This window comes from Rhodopirellula sp. SH410, assembly GCF_055811895.1.
In genome coordinates, this window is the sequence record NZ_CM147949.1 from 4,903,199 (window position 1) to 4,922,901 (window position 19,703).

At 56.8% G+C, this 19,703-nt stretch carries 12 protein-coding genes; 1 reads left to right on the plus strand and 11 read right to left on the minus strand.

Annotation, left to right across the window (positions count from 1 at the left end; genetic code table 11):
• Positions 1 to 78 precede the first annotated feature (78 nt).
• Positions 79 to 3,156, plus strand: coding sequence for a CRTAC1 family protein (locus SH410x_RS17895; RefSeq protein ID WP_473669500.1), 3,078 nt, complete (start codon positions 79 to 81; stop codon positions 3,154 to 3,156).
• 204 nt (positions 3,157 to 3,360) lie between these two features.
• Here the strand turns inward: SH410x_RS17895 and SH410x_RS17900 are convergent, their stop codons facing one another.
• From SH410x_RS17900 to SH410x_RS17950, 11 genes are all read right to left on the minus strand, one after another.
• Complete coding sequence (locus SH410x_RS17900; protein ID WP_473669502.1) at positions 3,361 to 6,216, minus strand: BatD family protein; 2,856 nt, start codon at positions 6,214 to 6,216, stop codon at positions 3,361 to 3,363.
• 79 nt (positions 6,217 to 6,295) lie between these two features.
• Positions 6,296 to 7,549, minus strand: a complete 1,254-nt coding sequence (locus SH410x_RS17905) for a hypothetical protein (protein WP_473669504.1) — start codon at positions 7,547 to 7,549, stop codon at positions 6,296 to 6,298.
• A 110-nt stretch (positions 7,550 to 7,659) separates the two neighbouring features.
• Positions 7,660 to 8,727 (minus strand): vWA domain-containing protein, encoded by a 1,068-nt coding sequence (locus SH410x_RS17910; protein WP_473669506.1) that lies wholly within the window; start codon positions 8,725 to 8,727, stop codon positions 7,660 to 7,662.
• A gap of 33 nt (positions 8,728 to 8,760) precedes the next feature.
• Positions 8,761 to 9,834: a vWA domain-containing protein gene (locus SH410x_RS17915; RefSeq protein WP_473669508.1), complete on the minus strand. Its 1,074-nt coding sequence runs from the start codon at positions 9,832 to 9,834 to the stop codon at positions 8,761 to 8,763.
• Positions 9,835 to 9,848: 14 nt separating this feature from the next.
• Positions 9,849 to 10,850, minus strand: a complete 1,002-nt coding sequence (locus tag SH410x_RS17920; protein ID WP_473669510.1) for a hypothetical protein — start codon at positions 10,848 to 10,850, stop codon at positions 9,849 to 9,851.
• Positions 10,847 to 11,722: a DUF58 domain-containing protein gene (locus SH410x_RS17925; RefSeq protein ID WP_473669512.1), complete on the minus strand. Its 876-nt coding sequence runs from the start codon at positions 11,720 to 11,722 to the stop codon at positions 10,847 to 10,849. Before SH410x_RS17925 ends, SH410x_RS17920 begins: the two co-directional genes overlap by 4 nt.
• 154 nt (positions 11,723 to 11,876) lie before the next feature.
• Positions 11,877 to 12,884 (minus strand): AAA family ATPase, encoded by a 1,008-nt coding sequence (locus tag SH410x_RS17930; RefSeq protein WP_473669514.1) that lies wholly within the window; start codon positions 12,882 to 12,884, stop codon positions 11,877 to 11,879.
• Positions 12,885 to 13,221: 337 nt separating this feature from the next.
• Positions 13,222 to 14,208, minus strand: coding sequence for a magnesium/cobalt transporter CorA (gene corA, locus SH410x_RS17935; protein ID WP_473669516.1), 987 nt, complete (start codon positions 14,206 to 14,208; stop codon positions 13,222 to 13,224).
• 155 nt (positions 14,209 to 14,363) lie between these two features.
• Positions 14,364 to 14,732 (minus strand): hypothetical protein, encoded by a 369-nt coding sequence (locus SH410x_RS17940; protein ID WP_473669518.1) that lies wholly within the window; start codon positions 14,730 to 14,732, stop codon positions 14,364 to 14,366.
• A 271-nt stretch (positions 14,733 to 15,003) separates the two neighbouring features.
• Positions 15,004 to 18,576, minus strand: coding sequence for a mechanosensitive ion channel domain-containing protein (locus SH410x_RS17945; protein ID WP_473669520.1), 3,573 nt, complete (start codon positions 18,574 to 18,576; stop codon positions 15,004 to 15,006).
• 51 nt (positions 18,577 to 18,627) lie between these two features.
• Complete coding sequence (locus SH410x_RS17950; RefSeq protein ID WP_473669522.1) at positions 18,628 to 19,563, minus strand: phosphoribosylaminoimidazolesuccinocarboxamide synthase; 936 nt, start codon at positions 19,561 to 19,563, stop codon at positions 18,628 to 18,630.
• Between the last annotated feature and the right edge of the window lie 140 nt (positions 19,564 to 19,703).

Below are 19,703 nucleotides of genomic sequence, written 5' to 3' on the forward strand. Positions count from 1 at the left end.
CAGCGTGTGTCCACTATATTGGTAGGATACCTATCAGCTTCCCGCCCTCATGCGCTTCCACCGAACTCGGAGAGTATGTTGTTCCGACATTCGTTGCCCGATCGTTTTACCGTTGCTGCAGTGCGGGCATCGGTACTTCCCCTAGCGGTCGCGGTCATGCTCACCGGGTGCCACCGCGAAACGCCTGAGAACCACCAACCGATCGGGGGCAACCGGAAATTGGCGGATCAGTCGAGGGAGGAAGACGCAGCGGCTTTCGAGACGTCTCCGGCCGAATCAGATCCATTGCGAGTGGCAGTGAGCCATCTGCAGCGTGGGCAAACGCAGGAAGCGTTACAGATTGTCAGCGACGTACTCGGCAGCCAACCTGACAATGCGCAGGCACTCGATCTGGCCATCGAAATTCACGCTGGACGAGGAGACTTTGCCGAGGCCGCTGATTTTGGTGCACGGTTGGCAGTCCTCGAACGTGAAGGTGCGTCCGCGCTATTGGTGAATTGTTTTGACTGGAACCTGCGGGCAGGACGATACGATCAAGCGGAAGCCAATTTGCTCACCGCAATTGAGATGGCACCCCATGACATCGAAGCCCGTCGCTTGCTCGTGCAGCTATACAACTCACAAGGACGCCGCTTCGAGACTCGCGTGCATGTGGAGGAACTGATCCGGCGCAAAGCGGTCGCTTGGCCCGAGATCCTGAGCTTGATCGATTTGAGAGGTCCTTTCACGCTCGTGTCCTTTGATGATGTGATCGATCAAACGAAGACCTCTTTGTTCTTGCTCGGTAAAATGCGGACTGCCTATACGGGTTTCGATAGCGCACGCGATGAAGTGATCTCGACCGTCCAACGCATTGTCGCTGCCTGTCCCAACAGCACAGCGGCGGCAGCTTTTTACGGGCGTGTCCTGGTGGAGAACGGGCGAGATGAGGAGCTGGAACGATGGTTTACTAAGTTGCCCCCAGGGATTCAGCAGGAACCTGAATACTGGACCACCCTCGGGGCTTGGTTACAGCAAAAAGGACGTCACCCCGAGGCGATTCGAGCCTATGGCGAAGCGCTGCGGTTGGACTCGGGGAACCGCGAAGCGATGCGTTCGCTCATCGTGTCGCTCGACAAAGTTCAGGCCGAGCAGCAAGCCGTTGCAGTGAGAAAGCAACTGGCCATTTTGGATCAAATTTTCCGTACCGCTCGCGATGCCGATGCCGAACAGGCGATGTCAATCGCGGCAGAACTGCAAAAGCTAACCCGACCGTGGGAGTCACTCGCGTGGATGATGCACTCGGCGGAAATCAAAGGGAATCTGAGACAGATCATTCCTGAATTGAATCAGCGTGCCGCTCAGGTATCGCAGTGGGAAGCATCCGCAACACCGGATCGTATCGCTGACGCTCGGCTGAGAAAACTATTAGGATTCAATCTCGACGACTGGCCACTGCCCGAGCTCGACAAGATCTCAGCGTTCGGGCCTGAATCCATTGCGTCAGCAGAAATGGGCATTGAATCATCGGGCCTGGAATCAGATCCCCCCGCAGTCGCAGCGACACTTCGATTCGATGACATAGCTCGCGACGTTGGTCTGGCCGTTACCACTCAGACCGGTTGGTTTCGAGAACCAGACAGTTTCTACGCGTACCAGGTCGACGGCAGCGGCATCGGCATTCTCGACTATGACCTGGATGGCCTGCCCGATGTCTATGTGATGCAGTCGGACGGACCACCGAATGATCCGCTCGGCTCCAACCCCAACGAATTCTTTCGAATGCTGCCGGACCAATCCTTCCTGGACGTCACCGCGCAAACGGCAACAGGCGACCGGAACTTCGGGGCGGGTGTCGCGGTCGGTGATGTGAACCAAGACGGTTTTCCCGACCTGCTGCTTGGCAACGTGGGCGAATCCGTTCTGTTGATCAATCAAGGCGACGGAACCTTTCGAAACGCCAGTGATTTGATCCAAGAGAATCCAGCGGTCTGGACATCGAGTTTCGCGATTGCGGACCTCGATGGCGATCATTTACCGGAGCTGATTCAGGTCAACTATATCGATGATGAAACCGCGTTTGAGATCAAGTGCACCGGAGGCTATTTGCTTTGCCAGCCACAGCGATTTCAAGCCGCTTCGGATCGATTGCTAAAAGGAAACCCCGATGGAACTTTCTCAACCTGGAAATCAATTACGACCCTTGCCGATAATCCTAAGTTGGGACTCGGGGTCGTCGTCGCTAACTTCGATAGGCAGCACGGAAATGATTTCTTTGTTGCCAACGATGGCGATTTGAACCACTACTGGACCAGCATTCCCGCAGAGGGCGAAGCCGATGAACCGTTTGAATTGGTGGAATCAGCTGGCTTGCGAGGCTGTAGTATTGGACAAGGCGGGATCAGCCAAGCGTGCATGGGTATCGCGGCGGGCGATTTCAACCGTGACGGGATGTTGGACATGCACATCACTAATTTCTACCACGAACCTGTGAATTTGTTTATTCAAAATCGATTGGGTTTTTTCTCCGACCAAGCTTCGCGTTTTGGGTTGGACGCGCTTTCGATTTCTGTTTTGGGGTTTGGCACCCAGGCCCGTGACTTTGACAACGATGGCTGGCTCGATATCGCAACGCTCAATGGTCACGTTTTCGACGCCTCTGACCAACAGATTCCGTTTCGCATGAAGTCGCAATTGATGAAGGGGGCTCGGAGCGGTTTCACACTGGAGCCACCGGAGATGGCGGGCCCCTATTGGGAGCGAGAGCACTTGGGTCGCGCCCTCGCGACTTGGGACTGGAACGGCGATGGGCGCATGGACCTAATCGCCAACCATCTCGATCAACCGATCGCCGTACTGCAAAACAATTCAGCGGCGCAGAACTGGTTGCAACTCGAACTGGTGGGCACACCGAGCGAGCGAGACGCCATCGGTGCCACGGTCGTCGTGACTGCGGATTCCCAATCATGGACCGCATTTCGCACCGCAGGCGACGGATACATGGTCAGCAACGAACCCGTACTCCATTTCGGCATCGGTGAACACGAAACACTTAGTCGCGTCGAAGTGAACTGGCCCAGCGGCCAAACTCAAACCTTCGAAAATGTGGCTGCGAATGCTCGCTACCTGCTGATCGAGGGCGCTGCTGAACTGTACCCGCGGGAGCCCACGCGGTAGCGTTTGCAGCAATGTGGCGGACTGCCTCGCTACTGCAACCGAAAAATGTAAAATTCACCAACAGGAAAACGAGGCTCAACCCAACTCTCATTTCAGGCTCATCCGACCGAACTTGCGATGACGTTCGCTTCTGCGAACGCCGTCGACTTGCGTCGGATGAGCCTCCTTTTGAGGGCTCTCGCGTCACGGCGACTCCACGCTCGCTTAGGTTGCGGACACCATTTCCAGATCGCGATCAGGGATCCAGCCGGTGTGCCCTTCGACGGTGCGAATGCGTGACCATGTTCCTCGATGGCCCAATCGCTCGACACGATGCCCCTGTGCGGTGTCGAGGGTGACGACGGCGTCAAACTCGTCCCCATCACCAGCGTGCAGACTCACGTTGTCCGTCACGATGACCGCATTCCAAGGGAAATGCGGATTCGTTTTGGTCAACGACACCGACCCCAGCGACGTTAGCAATAGGACGAGCGGGAGAGCTACGCACCTCCCAATCGGAAGCGAACGATGAAAGACCCATAGGGTTAATAGCCCCCAGAAGGCAAGCGACGAAACCGCAAGCGTCCAGATCACCGTCTCTTTGCCCACAAAGTCCACCACTCGATCATTGATCGCACGGATCCCCGTCACGGAGGTTGCTTGGGAGTTGATTTGCTCAACCTTTTTGTTCGCAAAAGCGAGGTTCTTTTGCGTCTGTTGATTGGCGGGATCGAACACGAGTGCCCTCTCGTAGTTCGCGATGGCATGACCGAGTTGTCCCGTCTGCAAATCAGCGTTGGCTAAATTGATGTAGAGCTCGGCGTTGCGGATACCACTGTCCACCAACATTTGATACTTCGTCCGGGCGACCGTCAGTAACTCCTTCGCGTCGGCGGAGTCCGATTTTGACTTTGCGATCCCTTGGTCGTATGCCTCAGTTGCTTCGCCTAACAGGGTCGCCTGTTGTTCCGGCGTTAGTTGCAGGGACGCGGTCTGAACGTCCGTTGTCGCGGCGTCAGAAGTGCCACTGGCAGTAGCCACCGGAGCAGGGGCGAGCGTGCTGGGGGTGTCCCCAGCGATCGACGTCGTCGCAGCAATGCCGCCTATCGTGATAGCGAGTAGCAGACTGGCGGTGCGGTGCAGGGTGGGTGTTGTTGTTCCTGCGGCCGCTTGAGGTGGTCGTTGCAACTTCGTTCGTTTGACCCGTTTCATCTTGTTCGCACTGATCGCAGCATCCACTCGGTCGACCAGCGACTTCGCTGTCGCAGCGAGATGGTCTAAAGGTGCGGTGTCCATCGAATGACTAGGGGCCATGAACGACTCCGCTTCTCCAGCGACTTGGTACAGTCCGGCGAGCCGCAACTCGCCTACCGCTTGCGTCGCCAGAGCAACTGAACCGGCGGCGGTGTGACCTGAGCGTACACCGCTGCGCTTTAGGATGAATACGGCCACTGCATCCTTGATGTCACCCTCCTCCTGGGCGTGATCGATCGAGCTCAGGCACTTCGCCTTGGGACTGCGGAAACTCGGCATGCGAGCGATCAGCAAGGCCCAGCTATGGAATACCATGGCGCCGATCCAAATCAACGGTGGGACAATCACAAACGCCCACCACGCATTCGTCGCGGCCCGCGGCGATTGTGTCACAAGGACACTTGTTCCACTGTGATTGGAAAAGTCTGGGAGACTGCGATCCGCCGTCGCTTGCGGCGCGTCGGGTGACGCACCACGGCCACTGCTAACGATTGCGTCGAGTGCCAAGGTCTCCGACGCGTTGACCGTGATGGCGATGGGATCGCTGGTGACGGTTTCAAACTTTTCAGTATCCGGATTGAAGAAACTAAATCGAATCGATGGGATCTCATTCATTCCGGCGTGACGCGGCCGAATCGTGGTCGAAAAAAACTTGGCGTCGTCTTTGACGAATCCAGCCAATGACTCATCAGGCACTTTGAAATCTTTCGTCAATTCAGGCAGTGTCGCCAGTGGCGGTGCCTGCACCAATTCCATGGGGCCTGTCCCCTTGATGTAGATATTGAGTGTGATCGGGTCGCCCGCGTCCACCGTCGTCGGCGTTGCTTGAGTGAGAATACGGTACTGCCCCACCGCGCCGCGATAGTCGTCGGGGCGTCCCTTCGTTGGGACCGGCAATACCTCCGTTGCGTCCACGCGGACATCACCCAAGATCGGGCGTGACTCCGTAATTGCGAGGCGGCGACCAAACGGTGAACCGAAAAAATCATCGTTCATCATCCGGGACATGGGCGAGCGTCCTCCGAAAAAGTCCTCGGCAAAGGAGCCGCCAAAGGGCGAGCGTTGCTCGCCCAATGCGGTGGGATAGTTGACCACAATTTGCACGTCTTCCGCGTCAATACTTCCGGCTCGTTTCGGATAGACCGTGGCGTTGATGCGGTACAGGTAGTAGCTGCGTTCATGTCCCGTCCCGTCGTCTCGCAAGACTTCTTCGCCGCCTGGCCGTTGTCCATTTTCCGCCAGCGTTTTCATCCGATCAGTGAATCCCCCCCACAATGTGGAGTTTGAAATCGTACTCCACATGTCGCCTTCACTCAGCGTTTGACCTGTGGCTGAATCGCGAAACGGTTTGATCCAAATGCTGAGCGTCAGATCGAGCGGTTGTCCGACGAATACTTTCTGCTTGCCGCCTTCAATCTCCACGAACATCAAATCACCGGTTTCGCTCTTGGTCGCGACAAAACGCTGTGGCTTCGTCGAGATCTTCTTCCCATCGACCGTGAGTGTCATCTCAGGAATGACAAAACTCCCCTCCCGACGCGGCGTGACAAGATACTGCATCGTCACGCTACGGCTTTCACTTCGCCGTCCGTTGATAATGGTTACTTGCGACATTTCTCGAGGTGTTCCCGTCGAACGGATCTCACACCCATCGACGCTCGGCAGCTCCGGTTCGTGATAGTCGGTGGCATTGACAACCGAGACCTGCAAAACGATGGGCTGGCCCACGTAGGCCTCTCGCGTGGAGAGCTGAGTCTCGACGTCGGCGGCACGTGCTGTCACCCCCAACAATGCCAGGAGAAGAACGGAATTCAGAATAGGTTTCATGATAATTGCTTTCAAAAACGGCTGTGAATGATGCTGGCTGCCTTGTCGTGTGCGGGCCCGTTGTGGAATGAGTCGCGAATCACCAATCGCGTTCGGTCGGAACGTGTCGGCTGCGTTCGAGTTGTTCTTGACGCAAACGCCGCAGCATGTCTCGGTCTCGGACCGCTTGCAGCATCTTCAACGCCTCCTCTTTCGTCATCGGCGAGTCTTCATCGCTTGGGATCGCGACCGTACCGCCGCCTTCTTCCTGATCCTTCTGATCCTGCATCTCGTTGGCGGGCGTCAGCTCACCCGATGGGGCGGCGTTGTCTTCCTGTGGTGGTGATTCAGGCTGTTCTGCAGGGGAGGGTTCACCGGCCGATTGCGACGGGCGGTCTTCGGCACTCTGACTGGAATCCTGCGGTTGATCGGATGGTTCGCTCTTGTCGGATTGCTCGTCCTTGTCGGACTGCTCTCCCTTGCCGGACTGTTCGCGATCGTTCGCTTGCTCCTCTTCATCGGATTGCTGCTCAGACTGCTCCGACTCAGAACCGCTCTCCTCGGACTGAGAATCGGACTCCTGCTGGTCTTCCGTCTGCTCCGACTCGCCGTCCTGAGATTGAGAGTCCTGGTTCTCTTGCTCTTGCTCTTGCTCTTGCTCCTGACCTTGCTCTTGTTCCGACTCTTGCTGGGATTCTGAATCTCCGCTCTCGGAGCTCTCTTGCTGGTCCTGCTGCTCAGAACTCTTCTGGTCTTGTTCCTGACTCTCTTGTTCTTGCTGCTGTTCCTGCTGTTCCTGCTGTTGCTGTTGCTGTTGCTGTTGCTGTTGCTGTTGCTGTTGCTGTTGCTGTTGCTGTTGGTCTTCCAATTTCTTCCGCAGTTCCACTGCGAGTTCAATGTTGGCGCGGGCGTCAACATGGTTGGGATTGGCACGCAGTGACGAGCGGTAGTGTGCGATGGCTTGGTTCAGCGAATCGATTGCGGCCTGCGGGTCCGATTCGGCGTTCGCGACGGCATCGGTGTAGAAACAGTTACCGAGGTTGTAGCGAGCGGCGGCGGCCAACGAGGAGGTAGTCGCTGTCGACGCTTCGCCGAAGTGCTCCTTGGCAGCGTTCAAATCACCTTGACGGTACTGGGCAACACCGAGGTTGTATTGCACCTGTTCCCGGGTTCGTTCGGTAGGTGGAATTTCGCTGTAGTTTTCGATCGCTTGGGAAAACTCGCCGTTGCGAACCAGTTCATTTGCAGCATTGATCATGGCGGCCGGATCCACCGCTGTGGGGGAATCCGCCGCTACGGGGGAAGCAGCCGCGCAAACCAGCATCGCGATCGAGAGTCGTTTAACAGTGTTCATGTTCATAGCGTGCGTGTCTTCTGAAGTGTGATGAGAACTCAAGAGCGTGAGCGGGCGTCGAGGTCAATCTCTTGGATGAGCGAGCGACGGGGGTTCCTTCGCAAGTACGGCTAAGCAGCTCGCCCGAGTTCATCGACGACGGGCTGCGCGGCATGGTCCCGCTCGGTGCGTATTTTGGCGGACCGAGTGGACCCAAATACTTCGAGCATCAACAGCAACAGTGCGGGTACCGCAAACCATTGATATCTCGCGATGTAGGTATTGATCGTGGCATCTTCAAAATTCTCTTGCTCGACGTTCGCAACATAGCGGTGGTAGACGTCCGACATGTTGACGTGTCGCGTTCCAGCGGGGATGTATGCCCCGTCGGATTCTTCGGCGATCTGTTGCAGAATCAGTCCATTCATTTTGGACCAAACCTGTTCGCCCTTGTATCGAACATAGCCGCCACGGCCGTCCTCGGATTCCGGCACCCGAGCACCTTGGTCCATGTCGCCGAGTCCCACAGTGAAAATCCGAATGCCCTGTTCGGCGTAGAGCGTTTTCGCCACTTCGACCGGCTTGCTCTCCTGATCTTCACCGTCCGTGAAGACGATGATTGCCTTGTGATCATGAGTCTTGCTGAGAAATCCGTTCGCTGCGGCATCGAGTGCGTCGCCAAGACGCGAGCCCCCACTACGAACGGTCTGTGGGCCGACCGAGTCGAGGGTTTGCTTGAAGTCGTTGTAGTGGCTCGTCAACGGCACGGACTGTCGAGCGTCGCCAGCAAACGCAATCAACCCAACTCGGTCACCGGCCATGGCATCGACCATGTCTTTGATCTGTTGTTTGGCACGGGCGAGGCGATTGGGTGACGCATCCTCAGCGAGCATGCTGCGTGAGACATCGAGCACGAACATGACTTCAATTCCTTTTTGGGGGACTTCACGCAAGGACTTCCCCCAGCGAATGTCCGTTAACGCGATCACAAGTAGCAGCAAACTGGTTATTACGAGTGTGGCCGAGACCCAATGCCGGGCCGCATCGCCACGCGGCAGGATGCGTTTGCGAAACTCGCGGGTGGCAAATTGGTTCGCCGCGCGGTGTCGAGCGATAGTCGCCCAAGCCGTCAATGCCATGCTGATCGCAACGACGATGAGCAGGTAGAGAGCGTTTGGGTTTCCGATTTTTATATCCATGGGAGAGTTCTCATTTCAGATGATTGCTAGGAGTCACGCAGTCATCTCGCGTAACCAGGTTTGTTGAAGGAGGAGGCGAGCGGCTAGCAGCACAAACGCGATCATCAAGAGTGGTGGAAAGGAAATGGCACCGGAGTAGGACTGCACGGCCAACTCGCGATAGTCAACGAAGTGCTTGGCTTCTACGTTTGTTTTTTCGAGTTGATCGATCTCTCCGTAGATTTTGGCGAGTGAATCGGTGTCGGTGGCGCGAAAATACTTTCCACCCGTCACCTCGGCGACCTTGGTGAGCGTTGCTTCATCGATGTTCACCCTCATCCACTGCATCCTCTGACGTCCAAAGGCATCGACCACGGGAACAGGAGCCTCGCCCTTGGTACCCACACCGATCGTGTAGACCTTGATCCCCATCGTCGCCGCGAGTTCCGCAGCGGGAACGGGATCGAGCTCACCCGCATTGTTTTCACCATCGGTGAGCAGAATGATTACTTTGCTCTGTACCTTCTGTTTCTGCCTCGCATCGAGCGCGTTGAGCTTTTCAACCGCCAGTGAGATCGCATCGCCAATGGCGGTGCCATCTTCACTGCGGTCGGTGACAATCCGAGTACGGTTCAGTTGCGATGCTAGGAACGCATGATCGAGCGTGGGTGGTGTTTCGCTATCGGCATAGCCAGCGAAGGTGATCAGCCCAACGAGGTCGCTAAATCTCCCCGCGAGGTCACGAGTGTCGTCGCCTTCGACAAACTCACCGGCGACCTTCTTGATAGCCGTTAAACGATCGACGGGCTCACCATCAATTTCAAAATCCAACGCTTGCATGCTGCCGCTGCGATCGACGACCATTTCAATCGCGATCCCTTCGCTCTCGGCAATCGTTTGCTCGCGTCCTTCCCGCGGGCGAGCCACGCCCAAAATCATCAAGACGATCGCACCGAGAGTCAACGCCGAGGGCAACCATGCCATACGCTGGCGCAGCGTGGGAGTCATTTGCTGGGCGATCCGCAGGCTACTAAACCTGACAGCGTTTCGCCGCCGCGGTGCGAACAATCGCCATGCGAAAACAGGCAGAAGTAAGAGCAGTAATAAATACCAGGGTGAATACAACATAAGTGATGATCTCCTTACCTCTGCTGCGAGGATGCGATGGCTTGTACAAGTTCACGAGACTGTTCAATTGCGGTTTTGACTTCATCTTCGGTCAACTGCTGACCGGCAAATTTCGCGTCGTCCGCAAGCGAAAACAGCTCTCCCATGCGGGCGGTGATGTCCCCACTGACGTTGTGTTCGGACTCGATCCTCTGCAACACCTCGGAGGAGGTGTGCCCTGCCTCATCGATGTTGAGCTGCAACGAGAGATAACCGCGAAGGATCTCGGATAACCGCACCGTCGCCGCATCGACGCTCGCCGCACCGGCACTCATCGCGAGTTCCAAGTCGTCGAGTTCGTTCAATGCCCACGTCCTCGGTGTCACGCGACTGCGACGGCGAACGACCACCACGCCTGCGACGGCCAGCAGTACCAGGCCTGCGGCGCCGCCGAGTGCCCAGCCCACGTTACTCCGCGAACGCTCGACAGGAACACTTGCGTCGACCACCGTTTCAATATCGTGAAACCGGGTGGGGTCGGCACGATCCTCGAGCACACTGGCGACGTGGATCGCAAGTGGCTCCGAACGCGTGACATGGGATGCCTTCATGTCGACTTCATTGCCGACCTGAATATGAATTTCGAGTTCGGGGATTTGCAAATCACCGGTGTGGATCGTGTCGAGCGTCATCCGCCGGGTCCAGGTTCGGTCAGTGCTCGAGCCCGGCTGCGGAATGTCAAACTGGTCAGACGTATTGAGAATTTCGAAGTCCCCCAGTTGTTTCCCGCTATCAGGAAACATCACCTTGGAACCTGCCGGGGCCACGACAGTCCACCACACCGTAAACGGCTCGGCCACCCGCACCGCAGTTGTCGATGCTTTGATGGAGATCGTTGGCGCCGCGGCGCCGACAACGGAGGCGATCGTCGACAACGACAACACCAGGCATCCCACCGCAATGAGGGTTACCAATCGCTTGGTTGGTCGTCGGGAGTTCGATAGCCGCCGACTTTCACAGTCACGACGTAAAATCATGCTCGGTTCTCTCGTAGATGAAAATATTTATGTAACGGCTCGACGATATCCGAACCGGTTTCAAGATGAAGTGGCATCAACCGCAAGCGTCGAAAGAGATGGTCGCGCGCGTCACATTCGGCACGATACAGCTCGGTGAAATGCTTTCGATTCTTTTGACTGGCCGTGTCCAACGTGACGACTTCGCCGGTCTCTTCATCTCGCAGTCGCACCAAACCAACGTTAGGCATTTCGTGCTCTCTTGGATCGGCAATCACGACGGGTATAATGTCGTGCTTCCGAGCGGCAATCTTCAGGGCTCGCTCGTAGTCGCGATCCTGAAAATCACTGATCAGAAACACCACCGTGCGTCGCTTGCAGACCCGATTGAGGTGCTCGATGGCTTGGCGAATGTCGGTGCCCGTGCCGATAGGTTGACAGTACAGCAGTTCACGGATGAGCCGGAGCACATGCCGCGAGCCCTTCCGGGCGGGAATGCTTTTTTCAACATCATCGGTGAACAGGGTCAGGCCGACTTTGTCGTTGTTCTTAATCGCGGACATCGATAGCAGGGCACCGAGTTCGGCGACCAATTCTCGTTTGGTCTGCGTGGTGGTTCCGAGCTTTTGCGAGCCACTCAAATCAACCAGCAAGTGCACCGCCAGCTCACGTTCCTCACGAAACAATTTCACATAGGGCTGGTCGCTGCGAGCGGTCACATTCCAGTCGATGGCGCGAACGTCGTCGCCAACTTGGTACGGGCGGACCTCTTCAAATTCCATCCCACGGCCCTTGAACGCCGAATGCCAGTTACCCGCCAGCATCTCGTCGACTTGATGGGACGTGCGAATCTGGATTCGACGTATCTTTTGGAGAATTTCACGTGGGATCATGGTTGCATTGCTGTTTGGATGAGAGGTTGTCTACATACGCGCCAAGTCGAACGCAATCTTGCAGCGACGCTCGCCCGAGCGCCGCCGAGATCGCAGAATGGTTTGCGATTCCGCCCACCGTCGGGGCGACGGTGGCGACGTCAATTTGAGCGTCCTACGGGGTTGCCACATGATTTAGGATTTCCGTGACGATCGAATCGCTCGTTCGTTCTTCCGCTTCGGCTTCGTAGGTCACCATGACCCGATGCCGCAGCACATCGAGCGCGATTTCCTTGACATCGGCGGGAGTGACGTAGCCACGACCGGCCAGGAACGCGTTGGCTTTTGCTGCCAGTGCCAAATTGATCGTCGCACGAGGCGAGCCACCGAACTGAATCAAATCGCTGAGTTTCAATCCGTACGCTTCGGGTGTTCGTGTCGCCATCACCAGGTCGACAATGTAGTTCTCTACTTTTGAATCAACATAGATTTCGTCAACGAGTTCTCGAGCAGCCAGAATCTCACCGGGTGAGGTCACTGCTTCGACCTCAAACTTGGCCGACGTTTTGCTCATTCGCTGCAGAATCAGGACCTCCTCGTCGCGGTTGGGGTAATCCACGATCACCTTCAGCATGAACCGGTCCGTCTGGGCTTCCGGTAGTTGATAGGTGCCTTCCTGTTCGACGGGGTTCTGCGTTGCCATCACGAGGAACGGGTTGTCGAGCGGAAACGTCTCCAAGCCAATCGTGACCTGCCGTTCCTGCATCGCTTCGAGCAGCGCGCTCTGCACCTTTGCGGGAGCGCGGTTGATCTCGTCGGCAAGAATCAGATTGGAAAAGATCGGCCCTTTCTGAACCACAAAGGTCTGGTCCTGAGGCCGGTACACCTGCGTTCCGATCAAGTCAGCAGGCAGCAAATCGGGCGTGAACTGCAATCGCTGAAATCCCGTGTTGATTGCCTTGGCGAGACTCGCCACCGCGGTCGTCTTGGCCAAGCCCGGGACGCCCTCGATCAAAAGGTGACCGTTGGCGAGCAGCCCAATCAACATCCGATGGATCAGCCGTTCCTGCCCGACGAGCACGTGATTGACCTGCCCGACGATCCTTTGAAAAGGCTCGTTCTGCTTTTTGATTTCGTGTGTGAGTTCCGTAATCCGTTCGCGAGTGGAGGATTGTTCGAGCATGGGAAGTGCCTATGGAAAAAGTCGAATGGCTAGAAAGTTAACGTCGCGGGTTGACGGATATGGCATTAAGCACGAGCTGTGCCAATCGCGTAAATATTCCGAAAACACCGTAAAACACGCAGTATTTCGCGCGAATTTCATTTTCGCAACGGGGCAGATTTCCGGGGTGGGGAATTATGACCCACCGAGTCACCCGTAGCGATTCACTGTGCTGCGAGCACGCGAGCGGATGAGACAGGGGACCACTGTCCGGTCCGGGAAGTCGGTTCGTTGAGCGTTCCACGGTCGCTCCCTCGGGACAAGGGTCCCAAGCGACGACTCGAGTGATCCGACGTGACTACAGCCAATCCACACTACGAAAACGGATGTAGAGTACCACGCACATCAACGCCATCATCACCAGCGAGGCGGGATACCCCCACGCCCACGCGGTTTCGGGCATGTACTTGAAATTCATACCGTACAAGCCCGCGACCAAGGTGGGCACCGCGAGGATTGCGGCCCACGCGGCAAGACGCTTGGTATCATCGTTCTGGGAAACGGATATTAATGCCAAGTTACTTTCCAGAGCGGTCTGCGAAAGTTGTTGCAGACTGTCCACCAAGCCTGCGATACAGACGACATGGTCATGGATGTCTTGGAAATAGGGCCGCGCGTCAGGAGAAATGAGTTCGGAGTTCGTCCTGGCGAGCCGCGACGCGACGTCAATCGAAGGGGACACGGCCTGCATGATCGCGAGTAAATCGCGGCGGAGGTGGTAAATCCGGGCCGTCACATTGCGTTCGGACTGGCCATTGAAAATGTGGTCCTCCAATTCATCGAGCTCTGCCTCCAACGCATCGATGATCGGGAAATATTGATCGACAATAAAGTCCATCACGGCATGCGCAACAAATCCCTCACCCTTGGCGAGTAAGTTCGGTGTCGACTCGCAACGCGTCCTGACTCCCTCGTGCGACTGGAGCGAGCCATGCCTGACCGTGATCACGTAGCGTGGGCCAAGGAACATGTGCGTTTCACCGAACTCGATGCGATGTTCGCCGCCGGCCGAAAGCTTCGCGGTGCGCATGACGATGAACATCGAGTCATCGTAAACCTCCAGCTTCGGACGCTGGTGGGCGCAACGGGCATCCTCGATCGCCAAATCGTGCAGGCCAAATGCCCGCTGGATGTGTGCGAGCACCTCTTCACTCGGCTCGTACAATCCCACCCAAAAAAATCGATCCGAGTGACTCCATGCGTCCCCAAGGTCGGCAATCGGCACGTCGGCTACACGGACACCGTTATGGTATGCCGCGGAATTGATCACACTTCGAAAGGCCATGTACTGTGTCTCAGGAGCGTATCGCGGACGGGTCGGTCGCTATTGTACGACCTAACCCATCGCCGCCATACGCCCCACGGGCCACTCGTTAACGAGCAAAACAGGGCTTGCGTTGCTCGCGGGTTCGCCGATCGACAGTCGAACCCGCTCACCACTCACCAACCGAGTCCGTAGCCTGGGTTGCCGTAGCCTCCGAGTCCGCCGTAGCCTAATCCGGTCCCGAACCCAATCGACACTCCGCCACCGCGATACCCCGAATAGCCGTACGGATTGGCACCAAAACTCCTGTACTCGTAGCCGTAGCCGGGAGCCCCGTAGCCATAGCCTCCATAACCGGCGGAGTAAATCGAACCGGCCCCGTAGTAGCCCGCGTATCGCGGTGGAGCATAGTAGACGGCTACCGGTGCGCGATGCGCGTACCCGGTTGCGCAAGCGCGTCGGTGGCCATGAAATGCCTCAGCCTGTCCCGAGACGGCCCAAGTAGCCAGGGCGATAGCGGCAGTAAAAATCAACGTCCGAACCATGATAGACCTTTTTCGTGCGACCATAAATTGAAAACGAAACCCAGCCGATTGATGCATTTGTCGTGCCAAATTCTCCCGAAATCGGCTCTGTTTCTCCCGGCAGCGACAGTCTAACCTTGACAATCGCATTCCACAAATAAATCGTTGGGTCGTTCAGCCACGATTCGAACACATCTGGCCTCCGCTTCCGTCAAACCAGCCGGAGAACAGACTGCCACGCACCTAGTGGCGTGTTGATTTCACATGCCGTGTCGTGTGAGCGACCGGGTGGCTAACGTTCCTCAGGGCTCGATGTGCTATCACGCGGCCGTTCGATGGGCAGTGCCTGAGGATTGGACTCCACCTTGATGTGGACGTCCCGCTGAGGGAATGGAATGTTGATTTTAGCGATTCTCAAAGCGCGGAGAATGGACGCATTGATCTCGTGGGTGACGCCGATTCGACGGTCCAAATTGGCGAGGAAAAATCGGACGGCAAAGTTCAGTGAGTTGTCGCCGAACTGCTCCAGATTGACCAGCGGCGCGGGATCGGCCATGACATCGGGATGCAAGCCAACGACGCGTTCGAGAATGCGGCGTACCTCATCAGGGTCAGCGGCATAGTCCACGCCCACATTGATCGTCACCCGATTAATCACGTTCGACAACGACCAGTTCAACACTTTCTCGGTGATCAAATCCTTGTTCGGCACCACGAGTTCTTTGCGGTCCCAACTCGTCACCGTGGTCGCTCGCATTTGAATTCGCGAGACGACACCCGTGGTATCGCCGATGGTGACGACATCGCCCACGCGCACGGGGCGTTCGAGCAGCAAGATGATTCCCGACACGAAGTTCGCAAAGATCTCCTGCATGCCAAATCCCAGGCCTACCGACGCCGCCGCCAGAAGCCAGCCGAGTTGTTGGTAGGGCACGCTCAACATATTCATGACAATCAAAACGCCGCCAACAATCAGCACGTAGCGGAGTATGGTTGTCCAGGCATACCGCGCACCGCTGTCCAGCGATGATCGCTGCAAAACGACCATTTCCAAAGCACCGGGCAGTGTCCGGATCGCGTAGGCCGTCGCCGCGATGACAGCGGCGATGTAGAAAATATCTTTCAAGGTGAAGACATGAATCTCCTCACCCGTCCCCATGCTTCCTACCCGTAGTCGATCCAGAATATCCAGGGCGGGCAGGACGTCACTCCAGATGAGCGCGAGTCCGGCGAGCGAAATCACCGTTGCGAGTGTGGATACAGTTTGCCGGGTCTGTCGATCGAGAGTAGGGAGATCGGCCCTTTCATCTTCGACCAGTTCAATACCAACCTCCTCGGACAGCGAATCCGTCTCGCTGGTTTGTGCGGCAGCTCGTTGCCTCTCGCGTTTCTCTCTCGCTTGCTTGATCGAGATATCCCGGTACCGCAAGCTCAGCCAACGGAATACCGACGCCACCAACAGCACAACGACCACGAGTAAGATCAACGAAAACTGAATCGATTTACCCAACCGAAACGCGGTATCGAGGTAACCCAGGATCGACATCCCGATGAGCAACGTTGGCACACTGAGCATCAGGACCCACACGTAGTACCGGCTGTGGTAAAGCGTGGAATCGGGACGATCACTGCCGATCTGAGCAAACATCTCGCTGCCCGGCCGAAAGACAAAGTGGTTGAAAACGGCGAACATGGAGAACAAACAGACGGAGGTCAATCGCTCGGTCAGAGTACGTGCCTCTTGGTCTGGATTCCCATGTCCGAGCACGAGCAAAAAGGCGCCGAGGGCACCGAGAACCATGTACCATCGCAGGTGAAAACGCAACATCTTCCGCACCGCTTCGTTCCAGCCGAAGTGTGCGTCCCCGAATCCGTCCTTCCGACATACCTCACGTAGCAACGTCCGCGGTGAGACAAACAACGCCACCGAAATCAGACCGGCGCCAACGCCATCGACAAACGGATCGACGGTTACGCGATCGACGAGCAGCACGCCCATGAATAGGAAAACAGCTGGCAAGGCAATCGCTAGCAAAATCGTCGCGACGAGAGTCTCGATCGTGGGTCGAAAGGCCGCTTTGTATCGTCGTGCTTTCTTCGACGCGAGATCGATGGTTTGTCGAAGTCGTGGACGTGCCCAGAACAACGCCGCAATCGCCATCAACGCCAGGAAACAGTTCATCGGATAGCGCGCGATGTTCCCCAGCGCTTGATCGATCACACGCCTCCAGCTGTTGGGCTGAACAAACCATTGGATCGCCTGCGGCGCCGATCGCAGTTCGCCCGTGGTGAACGCTGGCGAGCTACGGATCCAAAACACCTGCTCGTCGATGAAGTGGATGTAGAGATCAATTTCCTGCAGCAAGAGCCGTCGTTGTGTATCCCCGTTGAGCAGCGTTTGTAAAACGGTATTCTGCGATAGCAGCGTCGCACTGAGCAGCTCTTTGCGAGTTTTTAAAAGCGAAACTTGATCGGGGCCCGCGTCATCGGGGATCCCCGAGGCCGACGACGCGTCTCCCGAACCGCTACGAGGCGTTAAGGAACGAGCGGAAAATGAATGGTCGACCGCGGAGCGTTCGACCACAATTTCAGACTGTAAATTCCCGCTCGTTCCTATCCCCGCAGGGACGCTCGAGAGCGATTGAGCCGCTTCGATCTGATCGTTGATACTGCTCAGTGCGTCTTCCAATTGAAACGACGCGACCTGGAGGTCCTGGATGCGATCCTTCAAGTCCTCATAAGGCAGATACTTTTGGCGGAGCTTCTCGTACTCGCTACGCCGCGTCCGAAGCATCAGTCCCAGGGCGTCGGTCAAGCCCACCGCCTTGACCCGCTCACGCGATGTTTTCAGTTCCGCCTGGGCGGCTTGAGTCGCTTCGCGAATATCGTCGAGTGCTTCGTTGGCATCGGCTGCTTGACTGATCAGCTTCTGGTGCAACTCACTGAGCTGAATGTTGCTCAGCGCGATTGACTTCAGCGGGCCGCTAACTTTGCTCAAGTCACCTCGCAGGTCGTTGGTGGTATCCTGCACCTCGGCCTTCTGTCGTTTCAGCAGCGTGGCTTGAAGCAAATCGATGCGAGCTCGGAGTGTCTCCACTCGCTGGTCGGCGAGACGCCTGCGGAGCGGCAGTAACTCTGCTGTTGACGTGTAGGCAGTCTGTTCTTGTTGCAACTCCTCGATGCGAGCCTCGGCGGCGAGCGAACGCGCTTGCAACGAAGAGACTCGAGCGTGCGTCTCAATCAGCTTCTCGTTGACGGGCGTCGATAGCGTGAGTTGTTCGGTGGTATCCGTGAGGGTTTGTTGCGCCTTGGCGAGTTCACCAGGAATCTCGGCAAGCCGCTGCCGGCGACGCAATGGTTCGCTCGCAAGGGTCACCACAAGATTGGTCGCAGCGGCTAATTCGGCGTTCGCAGTCGCCAGCGTCTGTGAAATGGAATCGGACTTTTCATCGGGCTGAATATCCAGATCCGTGCTAGCGGGACGCTGCAAATCCGCGGTGATCGTTTGGAAATCGGTTTTCGCGTCCTGCGTCATCTTGGCGAAGCGGGCTGCGTTATTCTTGCTCGCTGCTGCCGCCTGCAGATTCTGCTGGGCCGTTTGGTAAACCTGCTGGAGGGAGGATTTCAGCGTCGGGTCGAGCGTGGAGTCGGATGCAACCTCCGCTTGGCCGTTCGAAATCGCGATGGAAACGTCTGTGCCTGACATTCCGTGGTTCGGTGCAGCGACGGAAACAGCGTCTGCCGTCGTTGGAGATTCAGCGGTTGACGATTCAGCCGGAACGCTCCCCTGCCCCTCCTGCGCCCACGCAATACACGGGCTGCCGAGAATGGCAATAAACAGCAGGGTCGTGATTCGTAATTTCATCTAATCCCGATTCGTAGGTTGCAAACGCTGCCGTAGACCGCGAATGCCATGCTACGACCGCAAGCGATCGGCACCTTCGCGGTAGCGGTCCGCGGTCTTTTTGATGATTTCATCTGGTAGCGGAGGCGGCGGGCTATTGCGGTCCCAGTCCGAGGCTTGCAACCATTCTCGCACGAATTGCTTGTCAAATGAACGTTGGGCTCGGCCGGGTTCGTACTCGTCCGCAGCCCAGAACCGGGAACTGTCCGGCGTCAGAACCTCGTCGATCAGCATCAGGCTCCCTGCACAGTGCCCAAACTCGAATTTGGTATCAGCGATCAACACGCCTTTTCGAGCGGCGATTTGAGCCGCATCTTCGTAGATGACCAGGCTCATGGTGCGAAGTTGGTGTGCGGTTTCGGTGCCGAGCTGCTCGGCCATCACCTCGATGGGCACGTTCTCATCATGGCCCTCTTCGGCTTTGGTAGCCGGCGTGAAAATCGCAGTGTCGAGTTTTTCGCATTGCCGCAGGCCTGGTGGGAGTGCCACGCCGCAGATCTCACCGCAGTCTTGATATGCGAGCCAGCCACTGCCCTCGAGGTAACCCCGCACGACACATTCAAAAGGGACCACGTCGGCTTTGCGTACCACCATCACCCGTCCTTCCAACGGAGCCGGGTCGACGCGTTCGGCAACCCGCGTGGGAACCTCGGTGCCGATCAAGTGATGCCGCAGCGGCGTTCCCGCGTCAGCCAATCGCCCGCCGATTTCTCCGGCATCAATCGCGTCGAACCAAAACCGGCTCATTTCGGTCAACAGCTGACCTTTGCCGGGAATACCCGATGGGAGGATATAGTCGAATGCGCTAATACGGTCGGTACTGACAATCAGCAGACAATCGCCTAGATCGTAGACATCGCGGACCTTCCCCTGCCGGCGAGGAAAAGGCAGGCTCGTTTGCAGTAGAGATCCGGCGGGATCGAACCGGTAGACTTCTTGAGATGGCATGTTCATTCCTCAAATTTCGCATAGCCGATCGCATTTGAACAGATAGCTTCTCGATGTGCAAAAATCGGCCTCTCTCGCGACATCTCGCCGAACCGACTACCATAGAAGCCTGCCGACCGAAATGGCGGCAGCATTTTCGA